Origin of the sequence: Reichenbachiella sp., assembly GCF_039969095.1 — a bacterium.
Lineage (GTDB): Bacteria > Bacteroidota > Bacteroidia > Cytophagales > Cyclobacteriaceae > Reichenbachiella.
Genome location: NZ_JBDVOL010000011.1, coordinates 719,761 through 733,916, shown reverse-complemented (window position 1 = coordinate 733,916; position 14,156 = coordinate 719,761). Strand labels below are relative to the sequence as shown.

Sequence of the window (14,156 nt, the reverse complement as noted above, 5' to 3'; positions counted from 1 at the left end):
GGCTTTTACAACATTAAACCCAAAAAAGTCTTAAGCAGCGAGTTTCTGTTTGGAAAGTAAGTGCTCTTTCATGTCTTCTAATTTCTTTTGTTCTTCTACAGCGGCGTCTTCGTCTGCTTGTGAGAATTTAATGCCCAATCCGAGTAGACTAATGGCGACTACTGCTATTCCGAAGTACATAAAGCTGTTTTCTAAGGTGGCACCACTGCGGAGTAAAAACTGTGCATATAGGACAGCGCCTACATTGCCTCCGGCACCTACGATACCAGCTACTGCACCGAGAGATTTTTTATTGATAAAAGGTACCACTGAATAGGTGGCTCCTTCGGCCATTTGCACGAAAAGCGAGAATATGATCATGGTGATAATGGCAAGACCCAGCATGTCCATTCTGGAGAACAAAATCAAAGCAAACCCCTCAGCAAATAGTACCATCACCAACCATTTTACTCTGCCACTCAATCCACCAGTTTTGGAGAATCGGTCGCCTAACCAGCCACCCATAGATCGAGCAAAAAGATTCATCAATCCGAAGAGTGCAGCGATCATTCCTGCGGTGGTTTCATTGAGTTCAAACTTGGTTTGGTAGTAAGTGGCCGCACGACCATTAACGAACAGTTCTAGTCCAAAACAAGCACCATAGATAGCGAATAGAATCCATACGCGTCTATCTTTTACAGCAGACATGAACAAACCAGATTCCCCTTTGGCAGTTTGTGATTTTTCGTCTGGTGCTTCGTCAAAGTTACCTTTTGGTGTGTCTTTGGTATACTTCCAGTATAAGAAAGCTACACCGAGCATAATCAAAGCTGGAACAAACATAGCCGGTCTCCATCTGGATAATTCTGACTCTGCAAATCCAAGCGCCAACATGCCGGAAGCGATCAAAGGCATCATGGCTTGAGTGACCCCGCCACCTAGGTTCCCCCAACCAGCTGTGGTGGCATTGGCGATGCCGACTACATTCGGTGCAAACATCTTAGTCGTATGATATTGTGTGATTACGAATGAGGCACCGATCACTCCAATCGCCATTCTGGAGATCAAGTAAGTTTCCCAATTGTAGGCGAAGGAAGATCCAGCTACCACAATAGCACCAAATACTAATAAGTAGGTGTAGCTTTTTCGGGGGCCTATTTTATCACACAGACTTCCAATAATCAGTCGTGCAAAAATGGTGACTCCCACAGAAGCAATGAAAGCTGTGATCTTTTGTGCCTTGGTTAAATCCATATCTGGACCAATGGTAGAGTTCATAAGTGGAGCATGTGCAAACCATCCAAAAAAACAGAGAAAGAAGGCGATCCAACTGAGGTGGAAGGTTCGCATTTGGGTGGATCGAAAATCAAAAAGATTGATTTTTGTGGCTTTTTCTAGTGATAGTGTAGCATTCATAGTTGATATAAGTTAGTGAGTGAATTACGTAGTGTTTTTTTATTGAATACGTAATTATACCCACAAAACTAAGTAGCTTATTTCCGCATTAAAATGGTAGATATCAAGGTGCAAACTGTTTTTATATTACTATTAAAACTGCAATAACGCAGGTATTTCAAATTTCATAAAATGGCTGTCCATTTCTTTCTATTTCCTCAAAGGTTAACAGTGCTGAGGTTGGTAGATTTCTTTCAATCACTAGTAGTAGTGACTGATTATTCAATACATCACTAGCATTAGCTAGAATCTAAATTTCTATTTCACTAGTAATAGCGATTGCGCCTCTGCTATTGCTAAACGTACATTTGCATTCTATTTATAATAATTCTAAATAAGAATAATGCAAAGAGTTCTGTTGTTTTTGGTTTCGTTTCAAATGGTTGCCTGGGTGGCAACAGGACAAACGATCACAGGGTTGGTGGTAGACGAACAAGGCGACGGAGTGCCAGGAAGTACCGTTCTGATGGTTGGGACTAATAATGGAGCAGTGACCGATGTAGATGGTCGATTTATATTAAAGGAGCTAAAGCCCGGTACTTATCAACTTCAGATTTCTTCTTTAGGAAATGTAGAGCAAATCAAACAAGTAGAAGTGGCGGCAGGCAAAACCACAGACGTTAGCGTCATAATGGAGCCAGATGCAACTAGTCTTCAGGAAGTGACTATCTATGGAAAGTCAGAAGCAACAGTGGTCAGGGAACAGGCTTATGCTGTGGCAGTGGTGGAGGCCAAAGAATTTAAAAATGTAAGTACAGATGTAAACCAAATCCTGAATCGTGTTTCGGGTATCAATATTCGTCAAAGTGGTGGGATGGGTTCCAATTTCAATTTGTCGCTCAATGGTCTTTCGGGCAATCGCGTCAGAACTTTTATTAACGGGATACCCATGGACTATTTTGGTTCATCTCTGAGCCTCAATAACTTTCCTGCTAATCTGATTAGTACCATCGAAATCTATAAAGGTGCAGTTCCTATCCATTTATCGTCAGATGCACTAGGAGGATCAATCAACATCATTACTGATACCAGACCCATCAGTTATTTGGATGCTTCTTATTCATTTGGTTCATTCAATACGCACACGGCAGCACTCAATGGACAGTGGCATCATGCCAATACTGGCCTGACGCTTCGGGTGAAGTCATTCTACAATCATTCGGACAATGATTATCCAATTGATATCAATCTACTGGATATAGAATCAGGAAAACTGGATGAAGAGACTACTGAAATCAAAAGATTCCATGATGCATACACTTCCAAAATGGCTTGGATAGAAGCAGGAGTGATGAACAAACCCTATGCTGATGAGCTGATGATCGGGACGGTGGTATCGGATAATTACAAAGAGTTACAGCAGAACCCGTATGCCACAGGTGTATCATCCTTTCCAGTTGGAGAGGCTTTTTCTGCATCTATCATCAATATTTATAACCTTTCCTATCGGAAGAAGAACCTGTTTATTCAAAACCTAAACGTCAGAGGGTATGGAGTTTATCTAAAAGCCAGCGAAGAATATCGAGATGTGAGTCCGCATAGATATGATTGGTTTGGCAACTATGAGCCTGATGTTCATCCTACTACAGGTGAGTTGGGCAGGAAGACGCATTTTTATCTCGACCGAGAAAACTACCTGGCTAATCTTAATGCCGAATATCAATTAGCACCAGCGCACAATGTGTCCGCTAGCTATTCGCTGAACCGTCTGATTCTTCAGGGAAAAGACGACCATCAGCCACAAAATAATACACAGTTTAATACACCGAATATAGTGACCAAGCAAGTGATAGGCATGGCGTATTCAAATCAGGCGTTGAACAAACGACTGAAGACTACAGTATTTGCCAAGCGTTATCAATATGATTTGAAATCCAATAACGCTGATTATTCTGGAGACGAAGAAGCCTATTTCGAAACGCAAATCACTCGAATCGGCTATGGTCTCGCCTCTACCTTCTTTTTGAAAGAGCATTTGCAATTAAAAGCATCATTTGAAAAGGCCTTTCGTTTTCCAGAGTCTGGAGAAATGTACGGGGATGGCTTAAATGTGATTCCAAATCCTACACTCCAACCCGAAACCAGCTACAACTATAACATAGGTGTGCGATTGAATCAGATGAAGGCTTATACAGGTTACGTAGCTGAGGCAAATGTATTTGTTCGAGACTCCAGGGACTACATCCGCTTTGAGCCAAAAATGAACAGAAGTACTTATGTCAACGATCCAAAAGTACTTGCTGTAGGTGTGGATTTATCACTCAACTACAGATTCGATAGAAATTGGACGGTAGGTTTTGGTGGTACTTATTTGGATTTGAGAAATAACGACGAGACCTCTACGGTGTATCAGGATCGATTGCCCAATGAGCCCTATCTATTTGGAAACTTGATTATTACCTATCGAATGACTGACCTATTAGGTTTGAATAATGAACTTGTATTGACCAATTCCAACCGCTATGTGAACGAATTCTATTTGAAGTGGCCGAGCTTGGCTGCTTCTGGAAAGTCTAGCATTCCTACTCGATTGACTAATGACCTACAATTGACCTATAGTCTCCAAGAAGGCAAATACAATGTATCACTATTGGTAGCCAATGTATTAGATGCTGAAGTGTACGACAATTTCAACCAACAAAACCCAGGAAGATCTTTCAATCTCAAACTGAGATACTTTATCAGTAAAAATTAATTAAAGCATAAAATGAAAAAGCAATTTTTAAATATAGCAACAGCCCTGTCTTTAGTAATAATCACTCTGGCATCGTGTTCAGATGACAATGATGTTGCGGAAAGCGCTCAATTCGTATTAGGAATCGAAGCGGCTATAGGTACAGATGTTTTAGTATCTGTGGATACGATTACTTCGGGTACAATTTCACCAATTGACAATGGGATAGAGCAACCGGCTTGGATGTCGTACTATCAAATCGGAGAAACCTTGGTGACCACTGGGTACAACGCTGACAATGTGATGACTGGATATCGTATGGTTGGCGAAGAACTGACTGATCTGGGCTCATTAGTAACAGAATTGGGTATTTATGGAGTCACTGAAGTGGATGAAAACACAGCTATTGCTGTAGGTGTAACACGTGCTGGATATGAAGATCGAGTATTTTATACTATCGATTTAGAAAATATGTCGATAGTTAGCAGGTTCAATACAAAAATTGACGAAAGACAAGATGAAGGATTGGTCACTTGGCCTACAGGAGTTGTTGTTCAAGATGATAAAATGTACGTAGCTTATTATTTGATGGGAGCAGGCGAAGAGGAAGATGTACCAGCATTTGCTACACCTAATTCTAATCAGGCAAGAGTGGCTATTTACTCTTACCCTGACATGGAGTTTGAGAAGATTATTACTGATAATCGCACAACTGACATTGGATTATACTCTGGTGAGAATAGCATTTTAAAAACGGATAGAGGAGATCTATACACTTATTCTACTTCTGCTTTGGCAAGTGGCTTTGCACCAACTCCTGACAATCCATCTGGATTCTTGAGAATCAACAGCGGAACTACTGCTTTTGATGATGATTACTTTTTCAATTTCGAAGAGAAAAGTGGAGGATACAAATTGAACAATGTGGTATATGCCGGAGGAAATAAGGCAGTAGTTAGAATGGCTAAAGAAGATGATACCAATGCCGATTATCTATGGGCTACCTATGGACCGACCATTGATCCTGCCTTAGCGATCTGTGAAATGGCGGTAGTAGACCTAGAAGCTCAGACAGTGACTAAGCTAAACATCCCTGCCCATGGTGGCGAATGGGGCATGGCTAATCTATATCATGATGGAATGGTCTACGTCAACATTTCAAATGCTGATGAAGCTTACATCTATCAGATCGATCCATCGACTGCTACAGCAGCTAAAGGAGCTAAAATTGATGGCAACTGGGCGAAGGGATTTGCGGCATTGTAAAAAAGACTACGTCATTGCACGGTTCGACGGCTGGAGCATCCGGGTAATCTCCCAGTGGAGTTGGATTACCGGGATGCTTTCTCCTTCGTCGAATTCACAGGTTAATGACGAGGTTTTTTATTTGACATAAGTTTAAAAAATCAAAAATGAAGAAATCATTAGTTACATTCCTATTCGTGTTGGCAACTTTGCCAAGTTTTGCCCACTACCTCTGGATAGAGACCAGCGCCAATGGTAAGCTCAATCAGGCACAGGAAATCAAAGTACACTTCGGAGAATATACCTATGGAGTGATCGAAAAAGTAGGCGATGATGCTTTCAATGCAGTGAAAGATTTCAAGCTGTATGTGATAGACCCCAAAGGAAAAAAATCCGAACTGAAGGTCACAGCATCAGCAGATTACTACCTAGCGACATTCACACCTAAGAAAAAAGGAACCTACACCGTAGTGATGGACAATGATCAGATCGATGTGATCGATTACACCAAATATGATTTCGGTATTTTCAGAACGCATTACAACTCTATAGCCAAGGTGCAAGTAGGAGAAGGTGAAGCAAACACCGCCGCACAGAATGAAACGGGTATCGCTATCCAGCGACTGGTATCAGAATCAGGCATCCAGCTCTTGGTGACTTACAAAGGGAAGCCATTGGCAGAAAATGAAGTGAAAGTTTTCGTCGCAGACCAGTGGTCTAAGACTTTGGAAACTGACGAAAATGGAAAAGTAAACTTCGAATTGCCATGGCAGAGCAAATACATCGTAGAGACCACTACGAAAGAAGAAGTACCTGGCCAATTCAGAGGAGAGGAATACGAATTTATCTGGCATTGCGCCACCACTTGTATTACTAACTAATCCTGAGAGACAATGGCAACACTTACATTTTTATTGGTATTGGTAGGTTTTTTCTTTTTCTATCATACTTCAGAAAGGGTTGAACTTGTGCGTTCGTTGCCAGTGGAAAATTGGATTTATGGTCATCGACAAGAGGCAAAATGGATCGGAAGTCTTTTATGGATAGGAGCCGTCTCTTTGGCTATGGTTATCTGGGGAATTGCCTCGGGATTGCTCTTCTTTTCCATTCTGGTCATGACCTTTGCGAGCTTGGTTGTGATCTTGCGACCACTACAAGTCATCAGCTACAAGCTAGTGATAGGGGTCTTGTTTTTTTCAATTTTATTAGAAAATATCGTTTGATATGCCAGCGAACAAAAAGCACCTAACCAAATCGCTACATCAGCGCATTGCAAAAATTTCTGCAGCTATTTTGGGTGGTTATTTGGTGACCATGTCCCTACATATGGCGTTGGCAATTTGGTTGGATAAAGCCACGGTTTTGATCACGGCCACTTTTACTGGATTCATTCTTTGGGCCGCACTGATGGTGGTGGCGTTTTTGGGTAGAAATGGCTGGAAGACCTGGGGTGTTTACCTACTGCTTACTGCTTTCTTTATGGGAATAGTTTATGTAGGAAAAATGTATTTACCTGATACTATATAGAAAAATGAGCAAAAGAATTTACAACGTACTTTTTCACTTGCATACTGTCAGCGGTATAGTGATTAGTGTGATTTTATATGTTATTTTTTTTACTGGCTCTTTTTCGTTTTTTAGGGATGAGATTGCCAATTGGGAAAGAAATCATGATGTGGAATATGCTGAAAATATCTCCATGGACTTGGACCATGCATTTGATTCTTTGGATCAGAAATATGCACTTCATGGAAGAAATATTTCTATTTCCAAACATTATGTGGAGCGTAGAATTGGCGTAAGCCTGGATCCTTCGCAAGATAGTTTGGCTGATGAAAAAGGAAAGGCTAGACATTTCTTTTATCAGGATACAGAGACACTACAAACCGCCGACTATGCGAGCTCTTATTCATTAGGTGAGTTCTTGTATCGTCTGCATTTTTTGGCTCAGATACCTCGTCCATATGGCTATTACTTGTCGGGATTTACGGCTTTCTTTTTTCTGTTTGCTATTATCACAGGGATTTTAGTCCATTGGGAAAAGATCATTTCTAATTTTTATCTTTTCCGCCCTTGGGCCAAACTCAAAGCGCTCTGGACAGATGCCCATACCGCTTTGGGAACCATAGGGTTACCTTTCCAATTTGTTTATGCGGTGACTGGTGCCTTTTTTATGATCAAAGCACTGCTTATTGCACCCAGCGTATTTGCGCTCTATGATGGAGACGAGTCTGCTTTGTATAATGATTTAGGGTATAGCGAACCAGAAATAGCCTATGCTGCAGAACCATTGACGGCAGACTTTAGTATCAATGCACTAGTCAGTCAAACCGAAGCAGACTGGCCCGAATTCAATATCAACCACTTGCATATTTTCAATTATGGAGATGTCAATATGCATGTTTCCATAGAAGGCGAAACTGATCGGAAGTCAAAATTTACTGGCCCAGGAAAAAGACTTTATAAAGTCGAAATGGGAGAGCTTATAGCGGAGAAAAATCCCTTTATTAAAGCCAGCTATTTGGACGGGGTCAAAAACTCTCTTTACCGCCTGCATTATGGTGATTATGGAGGGTATGCCTTGAAAGTGATTTCCTTTGTGTTGGGCATTGTCTCGTGTTTTGTGATTGCTTCAGGGATTATGATCTGGCTCGTCGCTCGTCGCAAAAAGAATATCCCTGAGAAGAGACGAAAGTTTAACGAAGGAGTGGCTCGTGTATACATGGCGATCTGCCTGAGCATGTATCCAGTCACCGCATTGGCCTTTATCGCAGTAAAAACGTTGGGACAAGGCATGACCTTTTTGTATCAATTCTATTTTACTACCTGGTTGATCGCTTCTGTATTTCTGATTTGGAAAAAAGACATTGGCTACATGAACCGTGTTACTTTGCTGTCAGGTATTGTGATTGGTTTTCTAATCCCAATCGTCAATGGTCTAATTTCTGGTGAGTGGCTTTGGGAGTCCTTGCGTGCTGGACATTTTCAGGTGCTTTTTGTCGATGTAATTTGGTTGGGGCTTTCGGTCACTACGCTTTGGGTGTGGCTCAAAATGAAGAACAAGCCTATGGCAGAGGAGGAGAAACCGACCGTCGATTTGCTTCCTAAAAAAAGCATCAAAACTAAAATATTAACAAAGAAAGCTTTGCCCGTTTGATTTTTTATGACCAGCAGCCTCACTCTATGATTTCGTCATGGCGAGGAATATGATTGGCGATAGCCAAATCATAAGACGTGGCCATCCCCACAGGCCTACTTCGATTTAATTCCATGCGCTTGCCCAGGTCTAGATTTGTATAATGCACTTTATTCTGCCATATTAGAGGCATAAAGTGCATAGTGCACTATATCCGGTTGTTGTCTCCAATTACTCGCATGAAAGGACTATTTGTAACCATATTAGCATTCTGCATTTTTACTAGCTGCAAAACAACCCACACGTCAATGCTGATTGCGGATAGTTATGATGAAGCTAAAGGTGAAACAACCTTAACTCTAATTCCATACGGTAACATCGTAATTCCTGGTAAATGGACTAAATACAATTATAACCAAACGAGCAAACAGCATTTCTTCAGAAATAGTGATTCAACTGCCATTGCGGTAGCAAAAAACCCAATTGATAAATACCCTTTTTATTCCTCCGAACTTTCCAATTCTGAACTGAGTAAAAACTGGTTCGAGTGGGAATCTGACTTCTATTCTGAGAAAGGAATAGCGGTGACTCAAACGAACAGGGAAACAACGAAAGAATACGTAATTTGGAAGGCAAAATCTAGCCAAGTTAATTCCGTTTTCCTTTATGGCGTCAAGAATAATCTTGCTTATAATTTCGCTGTTGTGACCGACAATTGGACTGATGAGCAAAGAACGAAATTCCTAAGAGAACTATGGGACATCAATTAAAAAGGAGATAATAAATGCAATGAATGGGGTTTCATCGGTCTGGACAATTTAGTGGGGGACTGGAGAGTCCGCTACAAGATTTAAATTTAATTTATGGCGTGGCTATGTGAGTGACAAAAGGTTAGTGCTTTCTAATCCCTACTCATTATAGCTGGTCGCTACCTTCTCCCCACACCAATCCCACAAATTCCTTAAATTAGTTGCCCAACAAATCCACTGAACTATGAAATATCTAAAGTATCTCTTCTTCGCTGTCTTAGCCTTAGTTGTCATATTCCTGGGCAAAGGACTATTGACGCCTTCGGTATCCTATGATTGTGAAGTGACGGTAAACAAAGCTGCTGTAGAAGCCTGGGCCGTGATGTCGGATGAATCAAAGCTAGCGGAATGGATCGAAGGATATAAGAGAGGCGAACTAGTCAGCGGTACGGCTGGAACCGTCGGAGCAGTATCAAATATCTATGTGGAAGAAAATGGGGAAGAAATGGTGATGCAAGAGACCATCACAGCTCTCAAACCGAATGAACTCATGGCCATGACCTTTACCATGGATTTTATGGATATGGATTATGAAATCGCATTTGATGAAAAAGAGGGTAATACTCAAATTCGTACAAAATCTGTAGTTTCTGGCAATGGCATGATGGCGAAATCTATTGTTTCTTTTATTACGAGTGCCATGATAGAGCAGGAGGAGAAAAACTTAAACAACTTGAAAAAAATAATCGAAGAGAATACAAAGGATTATTTTCCACCATCTGAGGCAGTAGAGATTGAAGAGGAAACAAGCGCTGAAATGTAAACTTACAAATGCTCTTTTTTCAATGTTTCCATTAATTCATCTAGCCGCTCTTGCCGATGATTAGTTGCACGGTACAAGAAGTCTGCGCCAGCTTCTGTTTGTTATCATAAATAGCACGTATAATCATGAAACCAAAAAAGATTATATTCGGCTGAATCCTAAAGCATTTGAATTAATGATGAACTTAATACGGGGTAAATTCTTTCTTCTTTTTCTTCTCTCTTTACAATTGACCTCCTATGGTCAGTTCAAGGATATCAATTTGTACGTAGGAGTACAATCATTAAATAATTTACATTTCAATAATTCAGAGGCCCTTTCTCCTGATTGGGCAATCTATAATGCCAAGGCAGCTTTTTCATCAGAGCTCTCCATTAACTATTTTCCTACTAAGAGTAAGCGATTCTTTGTTCAAACTGGTTTTAAATATTTTAGGTTGAATGGGCAGCACAAGACCGTTGAATATATCTCTGAATTTAACGGAATAGATCTCGGAGAACTGCCTGAGTTGTTTGTTGAATATGGTGATTATGAATACGGCTTTGATTTTCAATACGCTACTTATTTTATATCACCAACCTATACATGGCCTATCAGTAATAGTATGAATGTAACCTTTGGAGTGGGTGGTATGATATATTTGGCGTCCACAAAGCAGGAAGGGGTTAGTGTTTTTACTGCCCCAGACTCCTTTGCAATTACTAATAGTCAATATGAAGGTAATTATCAGGATTACGGTTTGGCGTACAATCTTTCGACTACAATAAGTAAAGTATTTACTGATAAATTTAGTTTGTCACTAAAAGCGGAATATAGTTTTATGGAGATAACAATAGGAGAAGACTCTAAGTCAGTACTGTATTATGGCAATTCTGACTTTGCTGGCCAAAGTGGAATTACTGTCCCAATCCACAAACAAACTTTAGATTTATCAGGTTTGAATCTTATGATTGGGTTCTCCTTCCGATTGGCTAAAAATTAAAAAACCTACCACCCTTCGTCGTTAGCAGCGACTGGGATGATAGGCTTATCAAAATTGAGTAAATGACCTATAGTTTTTTATTACTGAGACGGAGAACCAACTACTCGTCTTTCAGTACATCTACAGGGTTTAGCCTGGCGGCGTTGATCACCCTGTAACTCACCGTGAGGAAAGTAAAAAGCATCACAACTAAACCGGCTATTAGAAAAACTACTACTGAAATAGTTTCTTTGTAGGTGAAAAGGCTCGACCATTCGTTGGTGAAGTAGTAGGCAAATGGTGCAGCTACACCAAAGGCCATTAAAACTTGCTTGCCATACGATCTAAAGAGGAGAACTACCAGTTGTACACCAGTAGAACCGAGTACTTTTCTTACCCCAATTTCTTTTTTACGTCTGTCGATCATGTAAGACGTAATCCCAAACAATCCAAAACCAGCTATGATCAGCATGATGATTGCGCCGATCCCAAAGAGCTGACCAATTCGCTTATCATTGACATAGAAGTTGTTGATTTGGCTGTCTAGAAAGTGCCATTCCATGGCTGTATTATTGTCAAATTTGTCGTGCACCGCAGTAATACCAGCCAATGTTTCATTGAAGTTGGCTGTCGTGAGTTTTAGAGAAAAATAGTCGATGACAGTAACTGGGTTTGCCCAATATCCCAAAGCTATGGGTGCGATATCATTATGAAGCGACTGATAATGAAAGTCTTTAACTACTCCAATTACCTGCATGGGTCCAGACCTTCTAGCAGACAAGTAGATGGTCTGGCCTACGGGGTTTTCTAGGTTCATGGCTTTTACTGCCGCTTCATTGAGTATGACCTTGGTAGAGTCAGTGACTTTGTTGCCTGTGAAGTTGGAGCCTTCGAGCAGTTCAAAATCATAAGTATCAAGCATTTGCTCATCAAAACACATGAAATAGGAATTGACTGAATCTTGTGCTGACTGTCGTGCTTTGAAATCTACTCTACTGATGTTTTTCCATTCACCTGGAACTCGAGACGAAGTGGCCACATTTTCTACCCCTGGTACCTGAGCCAATTCAGTTTTCATGGCTTCGAAGTTCGTTCTTACATTTCCACTATTGATGTCCACCACCAGCATATTGTTCTGATCAAATCCAAGCGCTTTGTTTTCGATAAACTTCATCTGCTGGTAGATGACCAAGGCACCCACCAGCATCACAATACTGATGGCGAATTGTATCACTACTAAAGAACTTCTTACGCTCATGGTGTTGGATTTCACTTCACCTTTTAGGCTCGCAACGGGTTTTAGATTGGACAAGATCAGGGCAGGGTAGAAGCCAGCTGCGGTACCGAGGAAAACTGTGATACAGAAAATGATTAATGAAATGTTGAAAATATTTTCTCTATTCAGGTCAAAATGTTTACCTGCAATTGCATTGAAATAGGGTAGAAGAATTTCAATTAATAAAACAGAGAGTAAAAATGAAAAAATCGCTAGTACGATAGATTCAATTAAAAACTGGAAAATCAACTGACCTTTGCTGGCACCACTTACTTTGCGTAAGCCTATTTCTTTAGCTCTTTGTGTGGCTTTGGCGGTAGACAAGTTTACATAATTGATGCAAACCACTATCATGATGAAAATGGCGATACCTATAAACAAATTGATATAAAATATGTTACCGTTGGCTTCTGATATACCGTACTGGATGTCTTTTGAATTCAGATAGATGTCTTTTAAGTTTTGTAGAGAGAGCTGTCTGATATCTGGTGTGTGTTTTTTGTCATATTTAGTGACTAAGGCGGGGAAATTCGATTCGATAGATTGGACATCTGTATTTGGCTCAAGCATTACATAGGAAAATGCACCATAGTCTTCCCAAGTATTGAGATAGTTAGCAAAGCGTTCTTGGTTGTTGGAGTTCATGGAGAACAAAACAGTGAATTGGAGGTGCGAATTTTCTGGTACTTCCTTTATTACGCCAGTGACTTTTACATCATTCATACCCTCCCATTTCATGGTTTTTCCTATGGGGTTTTCATTGCCAAAAAACTGAGAAGCTGCCGACTCTGAAATTACTATAGAATTTAACTCCTTAAGTGCGGAGCTTTTATCTCCTGCTACGAATTCGAAATCGAAAAAATCAAAAAAGTTGGACTCCGCAATCAAATAACTCCGGACTTGAACTTTGTCGCCATTCCAAAGAATATCACGATGTCCTCCAGGCTGAAATACACGAGTGAAATCGTTTACACCCGGAACGTCATTTTTCATAGCTGAAGCTACCGCTGGAGAGGTCTGACCATAGTATTGGACATCCGATGGATCTGAATGATCCGATTCTATGACACGATAGATTTGCTCATGCTTGGCATTGAATTGATCGTAAGTCAGTTCATCCTCTACATAAAACAAAATGAGTGAAGCGCAAGTGATTCCAACAGACAGTCCCAAAATATTGATCAGCGCATAGGTCCTGTTTTTGATCAAAGTACGGAGCGCAATTTTAAAATAATTTTTCAGCATGGTGATGAGTTTTTCTTTCTATGCCAAAATACGTGCCGATACTTGTAACTATCAAGTAATCAGTGATATATGGTTTTTCTAGCTTGATGATCTGTTCGCATGCGTGCAATGGGTGTGCGATTTAGAGATTATTAGACTACTTGTCATTGATCGTCTTTATCCTGTCGTACGTCTGGAGCGGGTATGCTTCATCTCTACTTTACGTTAACTTTTTAGAAAAAAGAACTCAAAATGAAACCAAAATTGACGAACGTATTCCTCTTGGTGACACTCTTCGCAATCAGTGCCTGTAGCCGCTTGACAGACGAACAGCAGCTTGAATGGGCAAGAGGACAAGAAGTTTATTTAACTAATTGTCTGAGTTGTCACGGAGCAGATGGCCAAGGGATGGGCGGAGTATACCCTAGCCTGAAAAGAAAAGAGATCACACCAGATTTTACTGCTCACGCCAGATATCTCATAGTAAATGGGTCTCCCAATGAAGGAGGTATGTTACCGATCCAGATTTCTAAAAAAGAAACTTTAGAAGTCATCAATTACATCCAGAACGCCTGGGGAAACGAAGCAGCATTCGAAACACTACCATCTTCAACTCAATTATCAACTAATTAAT

General features: G+C 40.5%; 13 protein-coding genes. 10 read left to right on the top strand and 3 right to left on the bottom strand.

Translation table 11 applies throughout. From position 1 onward, the window contains the following. Positions 1-30: 30 nt before the first annotated feature. On the bottom strand, positions 31-1,395 hold the full coding sequence (locus tag ABJH98_RS11650; protein WP_348307853.1) for an MFS transporter: 1,365 nt from the start codon (positions 1,393-1,395) through the stop codon (positions 31-33). Between the two features lie 382 nt (positions 1,396-1,777). On the opposite strand from ABJH98_RS11650, the gene ABJH98_RS11645 reads away from it, so the two are divergent. The 6 genes from ABJH98_RS11645 (at position 1,778) to ABJH98_RS11620 (ending at position 8,510) form a co-directional block, all read left to right on the top strand. Continuing rightward, complete coding sequence (locus ABJH98_RS11645; RefSeq protein WP_348307852.1) at positions 1,778-4,129, top strand: TonB-dependent receptor; 2,352 nt, start codon at positions 1,778-1,780, stop codon at positions 4,127-4,129. Between the two features lie 12 nt (positions 4,130-4,141). Then, on the top strand, positions 4,142-5,374 hold the full coding sequence (locus ABJH98_RS11640) for a DUF4374 domain-containing protein (protein ID WP_348307851.1): 1,233 nt from the start codon (positions 4,142-4,144) through the stop codon (positions 5,372-5,374). Positions 5,375-5,520: 146 nt separating this feature from the next. Beyond that, positions 5,521-6,234: a DUF4198 domain-containing protein gene (locus tag ABJH98_RS11635; RefSeq protein ID WP_348307850.1), complete on the top strand. Its 714-nt coding sequence runs from the start codon at positions 5,521-5,523 to the stop codon at positions 6,232-6,234. A 12-nt stretch (positions 6,235-6,246) separates the two neighbouring features. Then, on the top strand, positions 6,247-6,576 hold the full coding sequence (locus tag ABJH98_RS11630) for a hypothetical protein (protein ID WP_348307849.1): 330 nt from the start codon (positions 6,247-6,249) through the stop codon (positions 6,574-6,576). Position 6,577: 1 nt separating this feature from the next. Next, positions 6,578-6,880: a hypothetical protein gene (locus ABJH98_RS11625; protein WP_348307848.1), complete on the top strand. Its 303-nt coding sequence runs from the start codon at positions 6,578-6,580 to the stop codon at positions 6,878-6,880. 4 nt (positions 6,881-6,884) lie between these two features. Beyond that, positions 6,885-8,510, top strand: coding sequence for a PepSY-associated TM helix domain-containing protein (locus ABJH98_RS11620; protein ID WP_348307847.1), 1,626 nt, complete (start codon positions 6,885-6,887; stop codon positions 8,508-8,510). Between the two features lie 19 nt (positions 8,511-8,529). On the opposite strand, the gene ABJH98_RS11615 is transcribed toward ABJH98_RS11620, so the two are convergent. After that, a complete protein-coding gene (locus tag ABJH98_RS11615; protein ID WP_348307846.1) occupies positions 8,530-8,682 on the bottom strand; it encodes a hypothetical protein in 153 nt (50 codons plus the stop codon). Between the two features lie 46 nt (positions 8,683-8,728). On the opposite strand from ABJH98_RS11615, the gene ABJH98_RS11610 reads away from it, so the two are divergent. The 3 genes from ABJH98_RS11610 (at position 8,729) to ABJH98_RS11600 (ending at position 11,043) form a co-directional block, all read left to right on the top strand. Continuing rightward, on the top strand, positions 8,729-9,259 hold the full coding sequence (locus ABJH98_RS11610; protein WP_348307845.1) for a hypothetical protein: 531 nt from the start codon (positions 8,729-8,731) through the stop codon (positions 9,257-9,259). A 223-nt stretch (positions 9,260-9,482) separates the two neighbouring features. After that, the gene (locus ABJH98_RS11605; RefSeq protein ID WP_348307844.1) at positions 9,483-10,061 is read left to right on the top strand and encodes an SRPBCC family protein; all 579 of its coding nucleotides are present in this window, start codon (positions 9,483-9,485) and stop codon (positions 10,059-10,061) included. Between the two features lie 175 nt (positions 10,062-10,236). Beyond that, positions 10,237-11,043: a hypothetical protein gene (locus tag ABJH98_RS11600; RefSeq protein WP_348307843.1), complete on the top strand. Its 807-nt coding sequence runs from the start codon at positions 10,237-10,239 to the stop codon at positions 11,041-11,043. Between the two features lie 100 nt (positions 11,044-11,143). On the opposite strand, the gene ABJH98_RS11595 is transcribed toward ABJH98_RS11600, so the two are convergent. Next, on the bottom strand, positions 11,144-13,543 hold the full coding sequence (locus ABJH98_RS11595; protein WP_348307842.1) for an ABC transporter permease: 2,400 nt from the start codon (positions 13,541-13,543) through the stop codon (positions 11,144-11,146). Between the two features lie 231 nt (positions 13,544-13,774). On the opposite strand from ABJH98_RS11595, the gene ABJH98_RS11590 reads away from it, so the two are divergent. Beyond that, on the top strand, positions 13,775-14,155 hold the full coding sequence (locus tag ABJH98_RS11590) for a cytochrome c (RefSeq protein WP_348307841.1): 381 nt from the start codon (positions 13,775-13,777) through the stop codon (positions 14,153-14,155). Position 14,156 lies beyond the last annotated feature (1 nt).